Source organism: Moraxella bovis (assembly GCF_002014975.1).
In the GTDB taxonomy this organism is placed as follows: domain Bacteria; phylum Pseudomonadota; class Gammaproteobacteria; order Pseudomonadales; family Moraxellaceae; genus Moraxella; species Moraxella bovis.
In genome coordinates, this window is record NZ_MUXV01000060.1 from 1 (window position 1) to 21475 (window position 21475).

Annotated in this window: 20 protein-coding genes and 1 pseudogene; 3 read left to right on the top strand and 18 right to left on the bottom strand. The window is 43.7% G+C overall.

The window, feature by feature from the left end; translation table 11 throughout:
- Positions 1 to 63: 63 nt before the first annotated feature.
- Genes B0182_RS15415 through prmB form a run of 3 tightly spaced genes read right to left on the bottom strand, consistent with a single transcriptional unit; the run spans position 64 to position 1602 of the window.
- A complete protein-coding gene (locus tag B0182_RS15415; protein ID WP_078275111.1) occupies positions 64 to 393 on the bottom strand; it encodes an SRA domain-containing endonuclease in 330 nt (109 codons plus the stop codon).
- Positions 344 to 472 (bottom strand): hypothetical protein, encoded by a 129-nt coding sequence (locus B0182_RS15240; protein WP_264676653.1) that lies wholly within the window; start codon positions 470 to 472, stop codon positions 344 to 346. Before B0182_RS15240 ends, B0182_RS15415 begins: the two co-directional genes overlap by 50 nt.
- Positions 472 to 1602 carry a 50S ribosomal protein L3 N(5)-glutamine methyltransferase gene (gene prmB, locus B0182_RS11765; protein WP_078275112.1) on the bottom strand — a complete coding sequence of 377 codons (1131 nt, stop codon included), beginning with the start codon at positions 1600 to 1602 and terminating at the stop codon, positions 472 to 474. Before prmB ends, B0182_RS15240 begins: the two co-directional genes overlap by 1 nt.
- A gap of 258 nt (positions 1603 to 1860) precedes the next feature.
- On the opposite strand from prmB, the gene B0182_RS11770 reads away from it, so the two are divergent.
- Both B0182_RS11770 and B0182_RS11775 read left to right on the top strand, forming a co-directional pair.
- Positions 1861 to 3018 carry a cupin domain-containing protein gene (locus tag B0182_RS11770; protein ID WP_078275113.1) on the top strand — a complete coding sequence of 386 codons (1158 nt, stop codon included), beginning with the start codon at positions 1861 to 1863 and terminating at the stop codon, positions 3016 to 3018.
- A 132-nt stretch (positions 3019 to 3150) separates the two neighbouring features.
- Complete coding sequence (locus B0182_RS11775) at positions 3151 to 4521, top strand: ABC1 kinase family protein (protein WP_078275114.1); 1371 nt, start codon at positions 3151 to 3153, stop codon at positions 4519 to 4521.
- 15 nt (positions 4522 to 4536) lie between these two features.
- Here the strand turns inward: B0182_RS11775 and B0182_RS11780 are convergent, their stop codons facing one another.
- The 3 genes from B0182_RS11780 to ypfJ form a co-directional block, all read right to left on the bottom strand.
- A complete protein-coding gene (locus tag B0182_RS11780; protein WP_228157686.1) occupies positions 4537 to 5424 on the bottom strand; it encodes a LysR family transcriptional regulator in 888 nt (295 codons plus the stop codon).
- A gap of 939 nt (positions 5425 to 6363) precedes the next feature.
- Positions 6364 to 7275 (bottom strand): LysO family transporter, encoded by a 912-nt coding sequence (locus B0182_RS11785; protein ID WP_078275141.1) that lies wholly within the window; start codon positions 7273 to 7275, stop codon positions 6364 to 6366.
- A gap of 190 nt (positions 7276 to 7465) precedes the next feature.
- Positions 7466 to 8368, bottom strand: coding sequence for a KPN_02809 family neutral zinc metallopeptidase (ypfJ, locus tag B0182_RS11790; RefSeq protein ID WP_078275115.1), 903 nt, complete (start codon positions 8366 to 8368; stop codon positions 7466 to 7468).
- Positions 8369 to 8492: 124 nt separating this feature from the next.
- Here ypfJ and B0182_RS11795 point away from each other — a divergent pair, with 124 nt between their 5' ends.
- On the top strand, positions 8493 to 9170 hold the full coding sequence (locus tag B0182_RS11795; RefSeq protein WP_078275116.1) for an alpha/beta hydrolase: 678 nt from the start codon (positions 8493 to 8495) through the stop codon (positions 9168 to 9170).
- A gap of 45 nt (positions 9171 to 9215) precedes the next feature.
- Here the strand turns inward: B0182_RS11795 and B0182_RS11800 are convergent, their stop codons facing one another.
- From B0182_RS11800 to B0182_RS11855, 12 genes and pseudogenes are all read right to left on the bottom strand, one after another.
- On the bottom strand, positions 9216 to 9743 hold the full coding sequence (locus tag B0182_RS11800; protein ID WP_078275117.1) for a hypothetical protein: 528 nt from the start codon (positions 9741 to 9743) through the stop codon (positions 9216 to 9218).
- 121 nt (positions 9744 to 9864) lie between these two features.
- Entirely contained in the window at positions 9865 to 11274 is a 1410-nt protein-coding gene (gene glnA, locus B0182_RS11805) for a type I glutamate--ammonia ligase (protein WP_078275118.1), read from the bottom strand.
- Between the two features lie 163 nt (positions 11275 to 11437).
- Positions 11438 to 11743 (bottom strand): hypothetical protein, encoded by a 306-nt coding sequence (locus B0182_RS11810; protein WP_029102195.1) that lies wholly within the window; start codon positions 11741 to 11743, stop codon positions 11438 to 11440.
- A gap of 11 nt (positions 11744 to 11754) precedes the next feature.
- Positions 11755 to 12234: a hypothetical protein gene (locus tag B0182_RS11815; protein ID WP_143821737.1), complete on the bottom strand. Its 480-nt coding sequence runs from the start codon at positions 12232 to 12234 to the stop codon at positions 11755 to 11757.
- A gap of 186 nt (positions 12235 to 12420) precedes the next feature.
- A pseudogene (gene yghU, locus B0182_RS11820) lies at positions 12421 to 13221 on the bottom strand (glutathione-dependent disulfide-bond oxidoreductase).
- Between the two features lie 14 nt (positions 13222 to 13235).
- Entirely contained in the window at positions 13236 to 13709 is a 474-nt protein-coding gene (locus B0182_RS11825) for a hypothetical protein (protein ID WP_143821738.1), read from the bottom strand.
- A gap of 90 nt (positions 13710 to 13799) precedes the next feature.
- Complete coding sequence (locus tag B0182_RS11830; protein ID WP_078275121.1) at positions 13800 to 14273, bottom strand: hypothetical protein; 474 nt, start codon at positions 14271 to 14273, stop codon at positions 13800 to 13802.
- A gap of 9 nt (positions 14274 to 14282) precedes the next feature.
- Positions 14283 to 14828: a hypothetical protein gene (locus B0182_RS11835; RefSeq protein WP_078275122.1), complete on the bottom strand. Its 546-nt coding sequence runs from the start codon at positions 14826 to 14828 to the stop codon at positions 14283 to 14285.
- Positions 14821 to 15450: a GDSL-type esterase/lipase family protein gene (locus tag B0182_RS11840; protein WP_078275123.1), complete on the bottom strand. Its 630-nt coding sequence runs from the start codon at positions 15448 to 15450 to the stop codon at positions 14821 to 14823. Before B0182_RS11840 ends, B0182_RS11835 begins: the two co-directional genes overlap by 8 nt.
- A gap of 84 nt (positions 15451 to 15534) precedes the next feature.
- Positions 15535 to 17184: a dihydrolipoyllysine-residue acetyltransferase gene (locus B0182_RS11845; protein WP_078275124.1), complete on the bottom strand. Its 1650-nt coding sequence runs from the start codon at positions 17182 to 17184 to the stop codon at positions 15535 to 15537.
- 11 nt (positions 17185 to 17195) lie between these two features.
- Positions 17196 to 20027 carry a pyruvate dehydrogenase (acetyl-transferring), homodimeric type gene (gene aceE, locus B0182_RS11850; protein WP_078275125.1) on the bottom strand — a complete coding sequence of 944 codons (2832 nt, stop codon included), beginning with the start codon at positions 20025 to 20027 and terminating at the stop codon, positions 17196 to 17198.
- 521 nt (positions 20028 to 20548) lie between these two features.
- On the bottom strand, positions 20549 to 21079 hold the full coding sequence (locus tag B0182_RS11855) for a hypothetical protein (RefSeq protein ID WP_078275126.1): 531 nt from the start codon (positions 21077 to 21079) through the stop codon (positions 20549 to 20551).
- Positions 21080 to 21475: the final 396 nt, after the last annotated feature.

Below are 21475 nucleotides of genomic sequence, written 5' to 3' on the forward strand. Positions count from 1 at the left end.
AGACTCGCCACAGGTGGTTATGGTGAAAAGTTGTCCTATTGTGTTGCCTGACATATTACCCCCTTATGATTTAAAGCAAAGTGGAAAAATTACCACCTGCCTTTCTTTATTGCTTTCATCACGCTGTTTTTCACAAAAAGGTTTACCTGCCAAAACAACCTCACCTTCATACTCATAAACATTTGGCATTGGGTTGTTAAACAAAAGCACTGCAACACCATTGGTTTTTGATTGTGCCAATGTTTTATTTTGACCAAAATTCACATCTTGGTCGCCCTTTAGCCCCATGCCTGTATAAAGCAGCTTATCATCTTGCCATCTGTCTTGATAAACACTGTCTTTTTTATGAACCAAAATCAACACATTGTTTTTTTCGACTGCGGCGCATACCACTAGAATTTGATACGCCGAATTTTTCCATCAATTGAGCGTTAGTAAATACCGTACCGATTTTTAGATTGGTTAAATCCATTATCTCCCCTTCACCCTATCCACCTGCCTTTTAAACTCATCACGATATTCCAAAAGCTCCTCGCAGGTAATAGCAAAAATCCCACTTCCGCCTTTTTGAAAGGTGAGCCAGTCAAACTGAATCTCAGGATAAGATTGGCGTAACGCCCATTCGCTGTCGCCCACTTCACACACCAAAAGCCCGTCTTTGGTCAGATAATCAGGAGCATGGTACAAGATTTGGTGTACCAAGTCCAAACCGTCCTGCCCTGCCGCCAAGGCGTGTTCTGGCTCATGCAAAAACTCAGGTGGCAACTCCGCCATGACCGCAGCATCCACATAAGGCGGATTGGTTACAATCAGTTCGTACTGATTCTCGGCAGGGATTTTGGCAAACAAATCACTCTCAATGAGATTGACCTGATGAGATAATTCGTGATGTTCGACATTCGTCCATGCCACTTCTAGGGCATCTTTATCAATATCCGCCCCGTCGACGTTGGCATCAGGGAAAGCTACCGCCAAAGCAATGGCAATACAGCCTGACCCTGTGCAAAGGTCTAAAATCCGCTCAGGCGGAGCCAGTTGCAACTCTTGTAAACCATGGGCAAAAAACTTGGCTTTGCTGGCATTATCCACATCAAAATACGGGTAGAAGTTTTGATTAATAAGCTCGGCAATGGGCGAGCGTGGAATAAGCACACGCTCGTCCACATAAAACGGCAAATTGCAAAAATACGCTAAGTTAATGAGATACGATAAAGGCTTACGCTGAATAATCCGCTCGGACAATAGGTCAAGCACCGCCTGCTTTTCGCTATCAGTCAAACGACAATCCAAAATCTCAGGATTTGCCCCCCAATCTAGGTTTAACGTATGCAGAACAATGGCAGAGCTTTCGGCAAATTCATCGGTCGTCCCCTGTGCCACCACCACGTCATATTCACGCAGTTTGCTTACACAAAAACGGATAAAATCCCGAATGGTACGCAAATTTCGTCCTGCTTCATCAAGCTGAATATGCAACTCGTCAATTTGGGTAGGGCTTAATTTGCGATTGTCTAGCTCGTCTAAGTGTTCTAAGTTGTCTGGGCTGTCAAATTCTTGCTCGGCATTATCGCTAAACTGGTCATCTAAATGGGTGTCTGACATGATATTCTCTTAATCGCATAAAATTGCCATTATAAAGAAAAATCGCCCATTTTTAAACCGCTTTTTAAATGAGTCATTAAATTTGTGGTAAAAAATGGTTTTTTGGGGGAAACATTGATAAAATAGAAAATTTAAACCTTGTGTTAATTTGGTAGGAGCGAATCACATTCGCCCTAATGATTTTGGATAATTTCAAACATACCAATGATTAACAACATCACATTTTAAAGATAACAGATTTATCAAAAAGAGACATCCATGACCGACAAACTCCCCTTTTGCCTGCCTTCCGACATCACGCCCGAGATTTTTTTGGCAGAATATTGGCAAAAAAAGCCTCTACTTATCAAAAACGGCTTGCCTGCCCTTGTGGGTATGTTTGAGCCGACAGACGTGCTTGATTTGGCGATAGAAGACGGCGTATCAGCACGGCTTATCACCCAAAAAGACGACAACCCAAAGGAGTGGACGCTCAAAAATTCGCCTTTGACCGAGCAAGATTTGCAAAACACCCCACGCCTATGGACAGTGCTGGTGCAAAACCTAGAACAGTGGTCGCCCGAGCTTGGCGAGCTGTGGCAAGCCTTTGATTTTATTCCAAAATGGCAACAAGACGACATCATGGTATCGGTCGCTGGGGCGGGTGGTTCGGTAGGCGAGCATTATGATGAATATGACGTGTTTTTGGCACAAGGGTATGGCTCTCGCCGTTGGACGCTTGGCAAAATGTGCAGTAGCGACACGCCATTTATTGAAGGTCAGCCCATTCGCCTGCTTGACGACATGGGGCAGATTATTTTTGATGAAATCCTAGAAGCAGGGGACGTGCTGTATGTACCGCCACGCCGTAGCCATTATGGGGTCGCCCAAGACGACTGTTTGACGTTTAGCTTTGGGTTTCGCCGTCCCAACATGGTGCAAATCCTAGACGAAGTGGCAGATGTTGCCACAGGCGAACACGCCCTATTCTCTCCGCTTATCCTGCCCCAAGCCTTACAAAACAACGCTTATGAGCTGACAGACGAGAGTATTTCTACCATAAAAAATGAGCTTATCAATTTACTAAATTCTGACAAAGGCAACGCCATTTTAACCCAAGCGTTGAGTGAATTGGTTAGCAAACGCCAATATGATTTGATTGCCTTTGATGACGAACTTGCCCCTGATGAACTGGCTGAACGCTTACAAAATGGCGAATGCCTGATGATAAATCCTGCCTGCCGATTTGTCCGACAAAATGACGATTGGTACATCAATGGCGAATGCGTGTGTTTTAATGATGAAGAGCTGGCACTCATTAACCGCTTTACCAATCATGACGTGATTGCGTTTGATGACTTATCTTGTGATTTGGATAACGACTTATTGGCAAGTTGTGCAAATTGGCTCAATGATAATTGGCTGATTTTGATTTAATTCATTTAAATGCCAAGCAACAAACTTGGCATTTTCTACCGCCAACACCCAACCACACCTACCCCCAAAAGAGCATAGCCAAAACCCCCGTTTTCTGCTATAATCGCCAATTTTAAATGATTTGATAGCTCAATGACCGACAAAAAGCCCCTAGATACCGTAAAAACGTCCACCCTTTCTCGCCAGTTAAGCATTGCCAAAACTTCCCTAAACATCGGCAAAAACTGGGCGAAAAGTGGCGTTACGGGGCTTTTTTTATCCAAAGAACAGCGGGAACTCCAAAAACACACGCTCATGCAAGAGCAGGCGGATTATTTGGTGGCAGAGCTTGGCAAATTAAAGGGGTCAGTTGTCAAAGTCGGGCAAATGCTGGCGTTATATGGCGAGCATATGCTCCCTCGTGAAGTTGTCAATGCCCTGCACTCCCTAGACGCTCAGACCGCCCCACTGGCGTGGCACATCATCTATCAGACGATACGGGCGGAGCTGGGTGAGCGGATTGATGATTTTGAGATTGAGCGGACACCCATTGGCACGGCAAGCCTTGCCCAAGTCCACAAAGCCACGCACAAATATTCAGGACGAGAAGTTGTCCTAAAAGTCCAATACCCCAATGTCGCCCAAGCCATTGATTCGGATTTGTCGTTATTTAAACATTTATTAAAGGTTACCAACGCCGTCCCCCAAACCAAAGCCCTAGATGACTGGTTTGGCGAGATTAGGCAGTTATTACATCGGGAAGTGGATTATGTCATGGAAGCAAACACCACCAAGCGATTTGCCGATTATCTCAAAGGCGATGAGCGGTATATCGTACCGACCATTTATGATAATTATTCCACGCCCCGCCTGATTTGCATGAGCTATGAAGCAGGCATTCATTTAAATGACCCTGCCCTACAATCATTAAATCAAACACGCCGTAATCACTTAGGGCAATCTGCCATTGACATTGTCATACGAGAGATTTTTGAATGGGGCGAGATGCAAACCGACCCCAATTTTGGCAATTATTTGGTCAGACTTGATGATGTTACCGAACAAGACAAATTGATACTCCTCGATTTTGGGGCGATTAAACAATTTGATGACAAATTATTAACCATTGCCAAAAATCTACTCATCGCAGGTCATTATCAAGACAAAACGATGATGAAAAATGCGATGACTGGCTATGATTTTTTTGATAAATTAACGGGCAAACCCCAAGATAATGTGGCGGACGTGCTAATGATGGCGTGCGAGCCATTTGCCGACAGCGATACCGCAGACAGCGAATATCTCGATGATGACAAATACATCTGGGCAAAAAGCGACCTATATCAGCGTGTCATGACCACCGCCAAATCAGGCATGCAGTCGCTAGAATTTAGCCTACCACCCAAAGAGCTGATGTTCATCAGTCGCAAATTTATCGGGGCATACGCTCTGCTCTCGGCATTGGACAGCCGTACGGATGCTGATAGATTGGTAAAACGCCACATCGCAAAAAACGCTCAATGATGAGCGTTTTATTTTTTATTCAAGATTAGCAAAATACTTTACCAAAATATCCAAACAGCGTTGCACTTTGATGGGCTGAAATTCTTTATCGGGCAGTCTTGCCACCAATGCCAAGGGCGGTAGTTCATGCCCTGCCAGCACGTTTTTAAGCTCGTCACTTTGGATGAATGGCTTAGCGTCCAAAACATTAACCTTGATGATGCCTTGGTGCGACATGGCAAGTTTTAGGGCGATTTTAGAGCTGTTAGTACTAAGGCGACTTTTTATGGCGACCGTCTCACCTGTAGCGAAGGTTATCGTGCGATTGCCGTCTAACAAAATAAAATCCTGCTCAGCCAAATCATCAATGCTGTGGATGGGTGCATGCCTATCCAGATAGTCGCCCGATGCCAATAATAACTGTGGCACATAAGTCAGTAACACATCATTTTTATCATGTTCACTTACTTCTTTGGCATCGACGAAACCCACGCAGATGTCCACACGGTCATGAGTCATGTCAAGCTCTTCCCCGCGCACCATAAAGTGTAGCGACAAAGATTCATTTTGCACCAACCAATCCGCCAAAGCAGGCATAAGATATTGGCAAGCCACCTGTGGTGTGGTCGCAATGGTTAGGTTGCCCATGACGTTATCACGCAAACGGCTTGCCTGATGCCAACCCATCTCGGCTGCCATTACCATTTTTAAGGCTGACTGGTAAAATAACTCGCCCACTTCGGTAAGACTAACTCTGCGTGTCGAGCGTTGCAATAACACCGCCCCAAGCTCGTTTTCCAATGAGCGAATCTGTTGGCTAACTGCACTTGTGGTAATATTTAGTTCTTTAGCGGCACCACTAAATGAACCATGCCTAACGACTGCCACAAAAACCGCCATCGCTCGCAAATTATCCAACAACATCTTAGCCCCCTATCTACCGATTCATGCAGATTATTACCTGTATTAATTATTTGTCTGACAAACCTGTAAAACAAGAGCGAAACTAAATGTTCAATCAGACCCTTTAGCAGCCTTTGCAAACACCTGTTAATATTCGACTAATTACTTTTTAATAGGCAAATAATTAGCTGGCAAGCTGGCAAGTATTATAACAAATAATTTTTATAAGTCAAATATTTATCTAAAATAATACCCCATTCTCAACTTTGTATAAGTAATTGATTTATCAAGGGCAAATTGCAATTCGCCCCCCCACAACCCGAAAATAATCATCAAAAAATCAATAAGTTGTAATTTTAAGTTGAGATTGAAGTAAAATAATATTATTTTTTAAAAAAATTTTTATTAATCATATTTATAAAAAACCAACAAAAAAAACAATAAATAATCATAAAAATTTTAAAAATAATTTATAAAAATAACAATAATATTTGTAGAATATAAATTCAAGTCATTGAAAATAAGAGAATTATTTTATTTTTCGAATAAAAGTTATTTTAAAATAGTATTTTTTTTGATAAAAAATATTTCTAGATTAATTTTTGAAAATGACATATAATAGCGAAATTAATTTTTGTCATTTTTATAAAAATTATCATATAAAAACAAATAAAAATAATTATTATTTTATATTATAATTAGATAATTATTCTATTAATTTTATATCAGGGCGTATTGAACCTTTATAACACAATTTAAAATATAGAAATGTTTTAGAAATAAAACAATGTTTTTGCACGAAAAATGGCTAAATCTTGTTTTTCATAATAAAAGCTCGTTTGATAGAATGACTACCAAACCTCACTTTTTCCTTGAAAAATATGCGATTTTTCTCATTTTTCATTGCAAATACAAAAGTTCAATACGCCCTAATAATTTTTTAATAAACCTTAAAAACATCTAAGAAAAACTGGCAAAAAACACCATTAAAACAGGTGAGATAAGATTGGTAATAAAACCAAAGCTGATGACTAGCGGAATGATAGAAGCCCCACCCGCCTGCGTGAGTGTTGGCAGAGTAAAGTCAAGGCTGGTCACACCCCCAAGCCCTATCGCTGCCGATGATGAATGTCGCATGACCCATGGGATAAAGATGAGTGCCAGCACTTCTCGCCCTAGGTCGTTTAGCAGTGCCACACTGCCCCACACCGCCCCATAAGCGTCCGTCATTATCGTGCCTGAGAGCGAGTACCAACCAAAACTCGATGACAACGCCAAGCCCTGAGCGACTGACACGTCATCAAAAAGCAGGGCAAAAAGGACACCTGAGAGCAGTGTTACCCCCACAAAGATCGAGCTGATTTGCAAGCCCCGCTTATTTAGCAGTGCTTGTTTGAGACTGACACCTGAACCTTTGAGTGAAATACCCACCAAAAACAACAGTAGCATGAGTAGCACCGTCGTGGTCTTCTCTGGCGGGTGCCACGTGGCAGGTAAAAACTTAGCAATAATAAAGCCCATCGCCAGACACAGGATTTGGGTCAGACTGCCGTGAATGCTGACATTAGGCTTGGCAGTCGGGCTTTGCTGTGAGCGATACTGACAAGGCGATATACGGTCAAAAACCACCAAAGCCATCAACCCTGAGCCGATGGTTAGCACCATAAGTACCGACAGATACAGGGCGATATTGGCAAGTTTATGCTGTAAATCATCAACCAGTCCTAGCTCCATGCCAATCACCATCAAGATGATGAACACCAGATAATTAAGCCCACGCTCCGCCAAATGCGTGCTTTTTTTGCTGTTTGGCAGGGCAAAACCAACAAACATCGGGGTTAGGATAAGCAGAAGTGTGATGATACCTTGCATGGCGTGACGGCTGGTGAATGATTTTTGAAACATCAGAGAGTGAGCGTAAGATTATAGCATTTTTTGACAAATAGACAAGATTTTGATTAAAATTTATTCAAAATGAATGATTTACGTCCAACCGAAGTCCAAACCATTTAATCAAAAAGGACAGCCAAAACCGTCCTTGTGTATTTTACAAGTCAAGCACTTAGAGCTGATTGGTGCCAAAGGTATCGCAGGCTTGGATGTCGCCCGTCTCAAACCCCCGATAGAACCAACGCTGACGCTGAGCACTCGTGCCATGAGTAAAACTGTCAGGCACCACGTGTCCGTGCGATTTGTGTTGTAGATAGTCATCACCAATCTTTTCGGCAGCGTCTAAGGCTTCTTCGATGTCACCCTGTTGTAAAAAGCCAGTGCGTTCGTGGTTTTTCTTTGCCCACATGCCTGCAAAGCAGTCAGCTTGCAACTCTTGGCGGACGGACAGCTCATTTGCCTGTCGCTCATTGCCTTGCATTTGGGCTTTTCGCACTTCTTGGGATATTCCAAGCAGGGTCTGAACGTGATGTCCCACTTCATGAGCGATGACATAGGCTTGGGCAAAGTCGCCCACTTGGTCTTGGCGAGACAGCTCGGTGCTGCCATGACGCTCACTGCCAATACCCATGTGCCGTCTCATGTCCACAAAAAACTGCGTGTCCAGATACACTTTTTGGTCGGCAGGGCAATAAAAAGGACCGCTGGCAGATGTCGCCGCCCCACACGCTGACTTGACCGAACCTGTAAACATAACCAATTTTGGTGGCTGATAAGTACCACCGAGTTTTGTAAAAATGGGTGTCCACACGTCTTCGGTATCGGCAAGCACAGTCGCCACGAACTCACGGCTTTCGGCTTGGTCGGCAGTCTCATTGGCAGGGGCGGATTGTTGGTGGTTCGCCTGTCCTATCTGCTGAGTGACCCCTAGCGTGGTCTCGGGACTAACTCCAAATACTTTCCACAGGACAAGGGCAAGGATGATACTGCCAATACTTAGCCCACCTGCCTTCATACCACCACCGCCACGGCGGTCTTCGATATTATTACTCTGTCTGCGACCACGCCACTGCATAGCTCACCTATTATCGTAAAAAATTAGCCTATTATAAGGCAAAATTGCAAAAAATCTGTAAGAATTTTTAAAAATTATGTATAATTAGCGTGTATTGAACATTGAGCCTTGCTTAGGAGCTGACATGGTCTCACCACTTCCTTTTGAAACAGTCATTCATAACCCCAAAGACAAACCCATCGAACACGCCGTGATATGGCTTCATGGCTTAGGGGCGAACGGTCATGATTTCGTGCCTGTCGTACCTGAGCTTGGACTCTCCGATGAGCTTAGTGTGCGATTCATTTTTCCGCACGCCCCATCCATCCCTGTGACCGTTAATGGCGGTTATGTCATGCCTGCATGGTATGACATCTTGGAGATGAGCCTAGACAGAAAGGTGGACACCGCCCAAATCAAGGCATCTAGCGAACGTATTAATGACTTGATTGATGAACAAGTGCGTCTAGGCATACCCAGTCAGAACATCATCATCGCAGGGTTTTCCCAAGGCGGTGCTGTTGCTTATCACAACGCCCTGACCAACAGCCGACCATTGGCAGGACTACTTGCCTTATCCACTTATCTTGCCACCGAGCAGGAGATTGGCGAGCTTGATATTAATGCGTCCCTACCTGTTAAAATCGACCATGGCGATTATGACGATGTCGTGCCATCGGTGCTCGGGGTTAAGGCAAACGAAAAACTCACCACTTTGGGTCTGTCGCCTGAATTTAAACGCTACGGCATGGCTCATCAAGTATGCATGGAGCAGATTAAAGACATTGGCAAATGGATGAATAAGGTGTTTGATAAAAGCTAAATAACAAAACCCTGTTTACACAGGGCTTTTATTTGTAAACAGGACTTATTTATTTGGTTTATTTGGCAAATCCCTAAGCTCCCATGTCGGCGTGGATTCATAGACCTTTGGTGGGGCTTGAACTTTGGGGTTTAGACCCACCGCAATCTTATGCCAAATTGACGAATTATCATACGCTTCTCGCTCGGCAATGGCGGCTTTCTTTTTGCGTTGGATTTGGTTGTTTTGAATGACGTAGACCGTGCGAGTATCGCTCGCCACCGTTTGGGCATTTTTATCCATCACGATGGCTTCTAGCGTGTACTCGCCTGCCACCAAATCAATGGTTGGCACGCTGGCGGTTAGCCCATCACCCACCACTTTGCCATTTAATAGCACCGCTGTGGTATAGCCCATCTCCAATGTTGGCGACACAGTAGCCTGCACATCAATGCTCTGGACAGGGCGATGATAGGCACGGTCTTCGGCAGGCTCGGTGATTTGGATGTGATAAGCAAAGCTCAATGTCGGCAGGATAGATAATGCCACGCACATCGCTGATTTGAAAAAGGTTGATTTTGAAAAATGAGTCATCTAAAGTTCCAATGTTACAAAATAATCTTATTGTACCCAAAAATCACCAAAAATGCACGCAAAACAAAACGGCATAAAACCAAATTCATGCCGTCTGTCTTTTTAGGGCGTACCCTAACGATTAGCAACGATAATACATATCAAATTCTAAGGGGTGTACCGCTTCATTAATACGCTGTACTTCTTTCATTTTTAGAGCAATATAGTCGTTAATCATCTCTTTGGTAAAGACCCCACCTTTTAACAAAAAGTCATGGTCATCACGCAGGGCATTTAGTGCCACTTCTAGATTTTCTGCCACCGTTGGGATAAGCATTTCTTCTTCTGGGGGCAAATCATACAGGTTCTTATCGGACGCTTCACCAGGGTCAATTTTATTTTCAATGCCGTCAAGCCCTGCCATAAGTAGTGCCGAAAACGCCAAATAAGGGTTGGCAGAAGGGTCAGGGAAACGCACTTCCACACGCACCGCCTTGGGGCTATTGACATGAGGGATGCGAATCGATGCCGAGCGGTTGGACGCCGAGTACGCCAGCTTAATCGGTGCCTCAAAGTGCGGTACAAGGCGTTTGTAGCTATTGGTGCTAGGATTGGTAATGGCGTTTAAGGCACGAGCGTGCTTGATGATCCCACCAATAAAGTACAAAGCAGTCTTAGACAGTCCTGCGTACTCATCGCCAGAAAACATGTTTACACCATCTTTTGAGATGGACATATTCACATGCATGCCCGAGCCATTGTCTCCAACTAAGGGTTTGGGCATGAAAGTGGCGGTTTTGCCAAATTGACTGGCGACATTTTGTACGATGTATTTAAACTGCTGTACTTCGTCCGCTTTTTTAACGAGCGTATTAAAAGAAATACCGATTTCTAGCTGACTGCTCGCCACTTCGTGATGATGTACTTCAATACGACCTTCGCCCATGACTTCATCAATGCGGTCGCACATCACCGCACGCATGTCATGATAATGGTCAATGGGCGGTACGACGGCATACGCCCCTTTGACGGCAGGACGCTGACCGCTATTGCCCCACGCATAGTCTTTGTTGGTACTCCACGCCGCCGCTTCAGAAATGACGGTGTGTCTGGCTCCTGACATATCAATGTCCCATTTGACTTCATCAAAGACAAAAAATTCAGGTTCAGGGCCTATCAAGGCTTTATCGCCCAGACCTGTCGATTTTAGGTACACTTCGGCACGCTTGGCGATAGAACGTGGGTCTTTGGCATAGCCTTGCATGGTGTCAGGTTCGATGATGTCGCACACCACCACCACCGTTGGTACTTCAAAAAATGGGTCAAGATAGGCAGTATCAACGTCCGGCAACAATATCATGTCCGAGCTTTCCACGCCTTTCCACCCTGCCACGCTTGACGCGTCAAACATCTTACCGTCTTCTAGGGTGTCTTCGTCCACGCTGTATGCAGGAAAGGTTAGGTGCATTTCTTTGCCGTGTGTGTCGGTAAAACGAAAATCCACCCATTTCGCCCCTGATGATTCAATCAAGTCAAGTAACTTATTCGTCATGCTCGCTCCAAATTTGTAACTTAGTTAATCGGTTAAACTGCTATAATTTACCACCGCTTTGGCTTTTATGCAAATGGTATTTTATGATAAATGTGCGTTTATTCATGAAAAATTATCAGCACCACTTTTAGCCTAAGAAAACGAATATACTCCAAAACCAACATTAATCTGGTAAATTCATCTGCGACTGGTCGGGATTTAACCCAAAATAAAACACAAACGTCGCCACCATGCTATTTGCCAAAATAAATGCCAAATCCAAGCTCTCATGCCCCATCACAAACCTCCCAAGCAGTGCCGATACCGCAAGCATGACCACAAAACACGCCAATAATAGCTGTATCATGGTCGGGTGTGTGAGTGTGTAGTTTGTGCCTGCTTTGCGTTTGGGATTTAGGATTTTTAAATTTATCATAAATCCGATGACATATACCGCACTACCTAATATTAAATAACCAAGAAAACCCATCTTTATTTACCTTATCCGCCCAAACGTTTGCAGTGAGCCGTTTTTTGTTTTATCTCGCCATAATTAATCGCCCCCAGCTCATAACTAAAACTATCTCTATCAATCACCGTTACCGCTTGTATTATTGGGCTATTTTCTCTAAACATTTCTATAAATAAAGCCTGCATTTCTGACTCCTTCTCATATTCTCGTTGTTTTGATATGGCATTATAAATCATCACATGATTAATATTCCCCACATTTACCGTCAAATGCTTACCATCAAAATCCCAATTATCTTGCGTACTCATAAAGACGGATTGAATATCTACCCCTTGATAAATCTGCCGAGTTTCGCCATAACCTACCGAACGCCCATCGGCAAAGAAATGTTGTATATTTTGACTTTTGGTAACATTGCCGTCCACTTGCTCTATCAATAAATCACATTGCCAAACCCCAACCAAATCATCTTTATTAAAATCGGTATTGGCATAAGTCATGGTCGCCATGAGACTTATGATACTGGCGATGAATAATTTTGGTATGGCTGATATTTATTCCTATGTTTTTAATATTAAAATGACTAATATAAATTAAGCGATAATTTTTAATTTGATATAGGGCAAATTAATTCACCCTATATCAAAAACAATTAACCAATAATTAATCAATCTTTTAAATTGATATTGGATTTATCATGCCATTGGCAATAATTCCAACTTCTCGCCCTGCTCTACCGCCTTGCGATTTTTTATGGTATTCGCCCAGCGTATGACGTTTTGGTATTCGTGTACACTCAAAAATTCAGACGCGTTATATTTGGCATAGTCATTCTCGCCAATGTACAAATTGCCTAGCACCAACGCCCCATACCACGGATAAATCGCCATGTCAGCAATGCTGTACTCGCCCGCCATATAGTCATGCTCCGCCAGATGTTTGTCTAGCACATCAAGCTGGCGTTTGGTTTCCATCGCATAGCGGTTAATGGCGTACTCAATCGGCGTGGGAGCGTACGCATAAAAATGCCCAAAACCACCACCAACAAAGGGAGCTGGACCCATTTGCCACATGAGCCACGACAGCATTTGGGCGTGGTCGGTCGGATTTTTTGGTAAAAATTTGTCATACTTTTGGGCAAGATAAAGCAGTATCGCCCCACTTTCAAACACCGATATGGGCGTGTCGGTGCTATAATCCACGAGTGCAGGGATTTTTGAATTGGGGTTAATCTCCACAAAGCCTGTGCCAAACTGCTCGCCATTCATGATGTTGATTTTAAAGGCATCATAGTCGAGTAGCCCCAACGCCTTTAACTATTCTAAGATGATATTAACCTTAATGCCGTTGGGCGTGTTTAGGCTGTATAACTGATAAGGCTTATCGCCTTTTGGCAAGGTTTGTTCGTGCCTTGCCCCTGCACTAGGTCGGTTGATGCCACCAAATTTTCCGCCCATGTCATTAGGCGTCCAAACTTTTGGGGGTGTGTAGCTCATAACTTTACTCCAAATTAAATTTTACGTTTGCAATGGTTATTTTCAATATCAACTGGAAAATCCTCATCAATACCTTCAAAAGCACTAATATAAGTGTCTTTGTCGATAAAACGAATGCGAACCATCATTTCATCTGCCATCTCTTTTTCAAAATTTGCCCGCTCTATGATGGATTTTGCAATCAAAATTGAATCCTTGCTGTGCTTGGGAAAATCGTCTGTACTGTTGTAATTTGGCATATCCACCGCATAAGATTGGACAATATTATCATAATATCTTATTTTATCGCCCATTACTTGCCATTTTGACAATGCTTTTATGGTGTCAATCTGATAAAAATCATCATCTTTACCCCACTTATAAATTATTGATTTTTCGGACAATATACCATTATCACGATATTCAATATCGCTGGTATAGTGAAAATATTCATCTTCTACGCCCTTACATTCCCATTTACCCACCAAACTCTGTTCAAGATTTGCCATTACTAATGTTGGTAAAAACAAAACACACGCAAGAAAATTTTTAAGCATTATTATCTCCAATTAATATACAATCAATCATTAAAACCAAACTTATTTTAAGCGTTGGCAATGCCCTTCAAAACCATCTTCAAAATAATAACGGTGTTTATCTTTGCCATCAAATTCAAGATAATGCCAATTATTTTCTTCAAAACTCTCCATCATTAATGCCCTACCTTCTGCATTTACTTTATCGTCAAATTTATAAAAGCCACCATCAGGTAAAATAAAATAATATTGATAATAATTGATGTCTGGATTACTCATCAATAGCTTATTATCTTTGAGTTGCCATTGATAATTCATGATACCAAATTCCAATTCAGGCAAATTATTTACTTTTTCTTTGATTTCCATAAACTCCGTTGCCGTACCATCGGCATGATAACGCATGAGTGTTTTTAACAAATAGTATTCACTATCTGCCACGCAACGCCAATCACCTACCACATCAGGGGCAGATATATTGCTATTTGCTAAGGCTGTCATGGGTAATATCATCGCCCATAAAAGAGATTTTTGCATGATTATTCCTTATAAAATAAAACCAAATAAACCTTGTTTATGACACGTGGTAAATATCTGACTGTCCACATCATTCGTGATAAAAGATTTTTTATTGATAAAATGAATATCAAACGTTCTTTTGTTAATGTCATTATTTATCATGTCCTGCACCATTGGCAAGGATTTTTGTAGGGCGATATTTGCCTGCTCCAAATCATCTTTATTGGCATTTGGCATTCTGACGGCATAATTATGAAATTGATGATTGCCATAATGCAGGGTCTCTTGTGCCAATGTCCATGACGATTTGGCAGTGGCGGATTCGATTTGATAGGCATAATCATTAGGCTGTCCATAATAAATGCGAATATGCTCGTGCATGGTGTGGTTTTTAAAAAACTGCAACTGACTTTCTTGTTTAATGAGCGGATTGGCGTGTTTGATATGGCATTGCCATTTGCCAATCAGGGCTTTATCGCTATCAGCATGGGGACTATATGACGGATTGGCAAGACCAATTATCGGCAGTATCATGCACAGACTTAGACTGGCACTCATCATGCGTTTAGACATAGCCAATTTCCTTTAAAAACTGATATAACTCATCGGCAAATTTGGCGTACCCTACCCCATTGGCGTGGATTTGGTCGGATTTTAGTTTGTCGTCCGATAGGATATTTGACCATGCTTTTTCAAGTAATGGTACGTTCATCTCGCTCGCTACGTCTTTATACACAGGGTTATCGCTTGCCTTGCCAAACAGGGCACTGGCGGATAAATGTGGCTCGGCAATCAGCACCACAGGGATATTTTTGTCTTGCAATGCCTTGATAATGCTTACCAAATTAGCACGGGTTTCGCTGGCATTTACTCGTCTTAGCACGTCATTGCCGCCAATCCCCAGTAGCACCAATTTGGGATTTTCGCCAATCACGCTGTCCATGCGGTTAAGTACGTCTTTGGTCGTATCGCCATTAACGCCCATATTGATGATGTTCCAGCCTGTTTTTTGAGCAAGGACAACAGGATAGCTTTGGGATTTGTCCGCCCCATAGCCAAAGGTTAGACTATCGCCCAATGCCACAACCTTTGCCCCGCTTGACATGGCGGTATATTTGGGCGTGTCGCTACACCCAATGGCGAAGGCAATGGGCAGGACGATGAGTGATTTTAATAGGCTACGGCGGTTTGGCATGGTTTTTTCTGGTTAAATTTTTAAAATTATAACAAAAAAGACGGAAAAATTTCCGCCTTTTTTGTGGGTTTTATTTTACTAAAATTACAGTAAAATTTTGCGTGGGTCAGCAAGCAATTTGGCGATATAGCGAGTAAACACCGCCGCATCTGCTCCGTTAATCGTGCGATGGTCGTATGACAACGATAGCGGTAGCATAAGACGTGGTTCAAACTCTTTGCCATTCCAACGTGGCTGATAGGTAGATTCAGAAATCCCCAAAATTGCCACTTGTGGGTGATTAACCAGCGGTGTGAAATAAGTACCGCCCATGTTGCCTTGGCTTGAAATGGTGAATGACGCACCTTGCAAGTCTTTGGCGGACAGTTTCTTATCACGGGCTTTTTTGGCAAGCTCGCCAATCTCAATGGCAAGCTGGCGAATGCCTTTGGCTTGGGCATCACGAATCACAGGCACAATCAAACCGTCATCGGTCGCCACCGCAATACCCATGTTCACCGATTTACGGATAATCATTTGGGTGTTGTCATCCGACACGTGGCTGTTGAATTTGGGGTGCTGAGTCAAAGCGTAAGCAACCGCCTTAACGATAAACGCTAAAATGGTAAGGCTCACGCCTTGTGCCTTAAACTCGGCTTTTAGCTCGTTACGCATGGCTTCGGTGTCGGTAATGTCCGCCAAGTCAAACTGCGTAACTTGTGGCAAAAGCGTGTTTAGGTTGAGCTGCGGAATAGAGACTTTTTGTAGGCGCGTTAGTTCAACCGTCTCAATCTCACCCCAGATTTCTTTATTGCTCATGTCAGGCAGTGGTGGCAGACTAATCGCCGAACCGCTTGCCACGCTGGCAGTGGGCTTGGTGGTGGCACTGCTGATGACCGACTTGACATAGCCAAACAAGTCTTCTTTTAGGATACGACCGTGTGGAGCTGTTCCCTTCACAAGGCTAATATCCACGCCCAATTCACGAGCCAACTTACGCACGGCAGGTCCTGCGTGAGCGTCTTTGGCACGAGCGCTCACTTCTGCTTCTGGCAGTTTGGCACCGCTTGCAGGGACGGACGCAGGAGCTTCTACCTTTGGTGCTTCTACCTTAGGCGTATCAGTTTTGACTTCTGCTTTGGTTTCGCTTAGAGCGGACGTTTGGGCAGGGGCAGAACCACCTTTAATAGTAATAAAGGCTTGACCGTTGGTTACGGTATCGCCAGCATTTACCAAAATCGCCTCTACCACGCCGTCAAGTGGGGCTGGCACTTCCACAGATGCTTTGTCAGACTCAACAAGTAGCAAGGATTGACCCTCGGTAACGCTATCGCCAACCTTAACAAGCACTTCGGCAACTTCAGCACTATCCACGCCCAAATCAGGTAGGCTGTGCGTTTGGCTTGCACCGCCCGAAACCGCACTTGGGGCTGGCTCAGATTTTGACTCTTCAGCTGTTGGAGCTTGTGGCTCTTCTTTTGGTTCTTGTGGGACTTCTTGAGTTTCTGCTTTTGAAGTAGAGTTAGATTGACCTGCTTCTACCTCAAAAAGGGCTGTACCCTCAGAGATACTGTCGCCAACTTTTACCAAAATGGCGGTTACGGTACCGCCCACAGGGGACGGCACTTCTACGGACGCTTTGTCAGATTCTGCCAAAATTAGGCTGTCATTTTCGGAAATAACATCGCCAACTTTTACCAAAATTTCTGCCACTTCGGCACTGTCTACACCCAAATCGGGGGCTTTAATTTGCATGATTTGTCTCCTTATTTGGGTTCGGTAATATTGCTGTCGTTAAGCAGTTTGGCATCTGCCTTATCTTCGCTACGCCCTTCGGTGCTGATGGCACTGTCTGGCTCATCTTTTAGCTCAGGCACAGCTTTTGGTGTTGGGCGCGCAGGAGCTGGGGCATCTGGGTAGTAGTCATGGTGTGGTTGCGGCTGCCATGCAGGAAGTTGGTCAGCATCAATACCAAAGCTAGAAATGGCATCTTTAACCAAACGCACGTCAATCTCGCCCTCGTCCGCCAACTTTTTCAAGGTGGCGACCACGATATGAGCTGCATCCACATTAAAGAAGCTACGCAAGTTGGCACGAGTGTCCGAACGTCCAAAACCGTCTGTGCCTAGCGTGGTATAAGGGCGTGTGTCAGGTAGCCAGCCACGAATCTGCTCAGGATAGTTACGCATATAGTCGGTAGCAGCAACCACGATACCTTTGTGTGGGGCAAGCTGCGTGGTGACCCAAGGCAGTTTTGGTTCGTCCGTTGGGTGCAAGCGGTTGTAATCGTCGCACGCCATGCCGTCACGAGTCAGCTCGTTAAAGCTCGTTACACTCCATACGTTGGCTTTGATGTTAAACTCTTCTGCCAAGATACGAGCTGCTTTTTGCACTTCTCTTAGAATCACGCCTGAACCAAGTAGCTGCACTTGGGTTGAGCCGTTGTCTTCTAGTAGGTACATACCACGTTTGATACCTTCTTCAATGGCTTGTCTGTTGTCACCAATGGCAGGTTGGTCGTAGTTTTCATTCATGAGTGTGATATAGTAGTACACACGTTCACCATTGCCATACATACGTTTTAGACCGTCATGCATGATAACAGCAAGCTCATAGCCAAAGCATGGGTCATAGCTGACACAGTTTGGTACGGTGCCAAATAGAATATGGCTGTGTCCATCTTGGTGTTGTAGGCCCTCGCCGTTTAGCGTGGTACGTCCTGCGGTTGCCCCAAACAAGAAGCCTTGGGCTTGCATATCGCCTGCCGCCCATGCAAGGTCGCCAATACGCTGGAAGCCAAACATCGAGTAGTAGATGTACATCGGAATCATCGGCAGAGCATTGGTTGAGTAGCTTGTGGCAAGGCTAATCCACGAACTCATCGCCCCTGCTTCGTTAATGCCCTCTTCTAGCATATGCCCATCTTTGGCTTCTTTGTAGCCCATGAGTGCTTCGGCATCTTCGGCAACATAGTTTTGACCGACTGATGAATAAATGCCAAGTTGACGGAACATGCCCTCCAATCCAAAGGTACGAGCTTCATCAGGAACGATAGGCACAACGTATTTGTTTAGCCCTTTGTCTTTTAATAGTGCCGAAAGCAAACGCACAAATACCATCGTGGTGGACTGCTCTTTTCCTTTACTGCCTTGTAACACACCGTCAAACACAGACAATTCGGGGATTTCTAGTGGGATATGACCGCTACGGCGAGCAGGCAAGTGTCCGCCCAAAGATTCACGGCGACCCATGAGGTATTTGTATTCAGGACTGTCTTCGCTTGGGCGGTAAAATGGCAAGTTTTGCAATTCATCATCGCTGATTGGTAGGTCAAATCTGTCACGGAAGTATTTTAGACCACTCTCGTCTAGTTTTTTTAATTGGTGAGCTTTGTTTACCGCTTGGATTTGCTTGGATAGACCATAGCCCTTGACAGTTTTGACAAGGATAACGGTTGGCTGACCTTTGGTTTTCATGGCTTCGGCATAAGCAGCATACACCTTTTTGGGGTCGTGTCCGCCACGGTTTAGACGCATGATTTCATCATCAGACAAGGCAGACGCCATGTCGGCAAGCTCTGGGTATTTACCAAAGAATTCTTTGCGTACAAACGCACCGTCACGAGCGGTATAAAGCTGATATTCGCCATCCACCACTTCTTCCATGCGTTGCTTTAACGCACCTGATGTGTCTTTGGCAAGTAGGCTGTCCCAATGGTCACCCCAAATGACTTTAATCACACGCCAGCCTGCCCCACGGAACACCGATTCTAACTCTTGAATGATTTTGCCATTGCCACGCACAGGACCGTCAAGACGTTGCAGATTACAGTTGATGACCCAAATTAGGTTATCAAGCTTTTCACGACCTGCCATGCTAATCGCACCCAGACTCTCTGGCTCGTCTGTTTCGCCATCGCCTAAGAACGCCCAAACTTTGCGGTCTTCGTCTTTAATCAAGCTACGGTTGGTTAGGTACTTTTGAGTACGGGCTTGATAAATACTCATCAAAGGCCCAAGACCCATCGATACAGTCGGGAACTGCCAGTAGTCAGGCATGAGATAAGGGTGCGGATAGCTTGATAGACCTTTGCCGTCCACTTCACGGCGGAAGTTTTTGAGTTGTTCTTCTGACAGACGACCTTCCATAAAGGAGCGAGCGTACATACCAGGGGCACCATGACCTTGATAATAAATCATGTCGCCACCGTGGTTCTCGCTTGGAGCTCGCCAAAAGTGGTTAAAGCCAGTCTCATACAGGGTTGCCGATGACGCAAATGTCGCCAAATGCCCACCCAAATCATCGTCATTTAGGTTGGCACGCATGACCATCGCTAGGGCGTTATAACGCATGATTGAGCGGATTTTACGCTCTAAGTGCAAATCCCCTGGATAAGCAGGCTCGTCTTCGACGGCAATGGTATTGACATAAGCAGTGTCTAGGCGGTTAAAAGGCAAGCCTTCTTGTACTGCTTTGTTATATAGGGCTTTTAATAAGAATTGAGCCCGCTCTTTGTCGGCGTTTTTGATGACCGACTCAAATGCATCAAGCCACTCTTGGGTTTCTACATGGTCGGAATCGTTGTAATAGGTCGTCATAAAATTTTCCTACTGTTGTGAATGCTAAGATGAACTTAGCGATGAATGTCAAGCACAGATAGCTTGACAGAAAACTATGTCACTTTTGTGAAAAGCTGTGAAAAGTTACTTTTTATAAAAGCTAATTTTAGTCATATATTATAAAAGACTTTGCCTAAAATTTGTTATGTTTTTTGGTAAATGTTTATCATTGAACTATTTTTTAAATAAATAAGGCGTGCTGAACATTGATAACATTTTTATGAAATAAGATGAAAATTTTAATGCTTTAGTCCATTTTTGCATGAAAAATGGCTAAATCTTGTGGCTCGAAGTCAAAAACTTGCTTGATAGAATGACTATCAATCTCAAGTTTTTTCCTTGAAAAACGTGCGATTTTTCTCATTTTTCATTGCAAATACCAACATTCAACACGCCCTAGTGAAAATAAATTTTGGGTGAAATCATAACAGACATCTCACCCCAAGCCCACTAGCCAAACACGTATCGCCTACCACCAAAGGATGACCAAGCAGAACAAGTCACTGATAAAACGCTTGTACTGTTTTCTTGCCATTTTTGACAATGTCCACAGGCGTATCATCGCACGGCACTTGATAAATGGTGTTCGCCCCTTTAAAAATATAGACCACATAAGGACTGTCAAGCAGTGGATTGATGTTTTGACTGGCGTCCTTGATCTTTGCCAATACCATCATCTCATCAGGGCGTGCCAGTACACGCTCGACATCAGATTTATCAAGCGATAAGGCATTCACGCCAAAATAATCCCACGCCTCATCCACGCTTATCTCATCCAAAGGTTCGGGGTTATCCCACAGCGTTTTTGCCCCGTCAGGCTCTTTCATTTGCATGAAAAAACCGCCTGCCTGCTCACTGACTTTTATCTGAGCAGGGCTATTTTTCTCAACGCTATAACAGCCGACAAATGCCTCTGCCTGCCCATCTGCTTTGGCAGTCGGGGCGTTATCGGTTGGGGCGGTTTGGTTGCAGGCGGTTAAGCCAAGGGCAAAGAAAATGGATGGGATACAAGAATAAGATTTGATAGACATGGTGTGATTAATAAAGGTTAAGTTAAATTGATTCGTGTTAGTTTTTGATTTTAGATGATTTTATTAATTTGGTAGTAGTCTAAAAAGTATGCCAAACTAGGTTTTCCGTTCGCCCTGAGCCTGCCTGCGGGTAGGAAAACCGTTAGGTTTACCAAGCTCACCACGAACGGTTTTCTTTGTAGCATACTTTTTGAACCAGAGCCATTAATTTTAAAAGCAAATCATCAAGTACTGACATCATTTAAAAAAATGATAAGTTTATTAAGGGGTAAATTTTAAAAAACAAAATTGCAATCAACAATATTTTTAGACAATCCCCATCGGAATACATTACAATTTGTTTATGTTAAAATCTTATTATTTTTGGCAAATGCGACTGTTACCGATATTTGTAAA

Bases quoted from the DNA above. Each gene is read 5' to 3' on its own strand.
- B0182_RS11770 (WP_078275113.1), top strand. From the start codon at position 1,861: ATGACCGACAAACTCCCCTTTTGCCTGCCTTCCGACATCACGCCCGAG.
- aceE (WP_078275125.1), bottom strand. From the start codon at position 20,027: ATGACGACCTATTACAACGATTCCGACCATGTAGAAACCCAAGAGTGG.
- B0182_RS11835 (WP_078275122.1), bottom strand. From the start codon at position 14,828: ATGTCTAAACGCATGATGAGTGCCAGTCTAAGTCTGTGCATGATACTG.
- B0182_RS11795 (WP_078275116.1), top strand. From the start codon at position 8,493: ATGGTCTCACCACTTCCTTTTGAAACAGTCATTCATAACCCCAAAGAC.
- B0182_RS11815 (WP_143821737.1), bottom strand. From the start codon at position 12,234: ATGGCGACCATGACTTATGCCAATACCGATTTTAATAAAGATGATTTG.
- ypfJ (WP_078275115.1), bottom strand. From the start codon at position 8,368: ATGCAGTGGCGTGGTCGCAGACAGAGTAATAATATCGAAGACCGCCGT.
- B0182_RS11855 (WP_078275126.1), bottom strand. From the start codon at position 21,079: ATGTCTATCAAATCTTATTCTTGTATCCCATCCATTTTCTTTGCCCTT.
- B0182_RS11800 (WP_078275117.1), bottom strand. From the start codon at position 9,743: ATGACTCATTTTTCAAAATCAACCTTTTTCAAATCAGCGATGTGCGTG.
- B0182_RS11845 (WP_078275124.1), bottom strand. From the start codon at position 17,184: ATGCAAATTAAAGCCCCCGATTTGGGTGTAGACAGTGCCGAAGTGGCA.
- B0182_RS11810 (WP_029102195.1), bottom strand. From the start codon at position 11,743: ATGGGTTTTCTTGGTTATTTAATATTAGGTAGTGCGGTATATGTCATC.
- glnA (WP_078275118.1), bottom strand. From the start codon at position 11,274: ATGACGAATAAGTTACTTGACTTGATTGAATCATCAGGGGCGAAATGG.
- B0182_RS11775 (WP_078275114.1), top strand. From the start codon at position 3,151: ATGACCGACAAAAAGCCCCTAGATACCGTAAAAACGTCCACCCTTTCT.
- B0182_RS11780 (WP_228157686.1), bottom strand. From the start codon at position 5,424: ATGTTGTTGGATAATTTGCGAGCGATGGCGGTTTTTGTGGCAGTCGTT.
- B0182_RS15240 (WP_264676653.1), bottom strand. From the start codon at position 472: ATGGATTTAACCAATCTAAAAATCGGTACGGTATTTACTAACGCTCAA.
- B0182_RS11785 (WP_078275141.1), bottom strand. From the start codon at position 7,275: ATGCAAGGTATCATCACACTTCTGCTTATCCTAACCCCGATGTTTGTT.
- B0182_RS11825 (WP_143821738.1), bottom strand. From the start codon at position 13,709: ATGGCAAATCTTGAACAGAGTTTGGTGGGTAAATGGGAATGTAAGGGC.
- B0182_RS11830 (WP_078275121.1), bottom strand. From the start codon at position 14,273: ATGCAAAAATCTCTTTTATGGGCGATGATATTACCCATGACAGCCTTA.
- prmB (WP_078275112.1), bottom strand. From the start codon at position 1,602: ATGTCAGACACCCATTTAGATGACCAGTTTAGCGATAATGCCGAGCAA.
- B0182_RS11840 (WP_078275123.1), bottom strand. From the start codon at position 15,450: ATGCCAAACCGCCGTAGCCTATTAAAATCACTCATCGTCCTGCCCATT.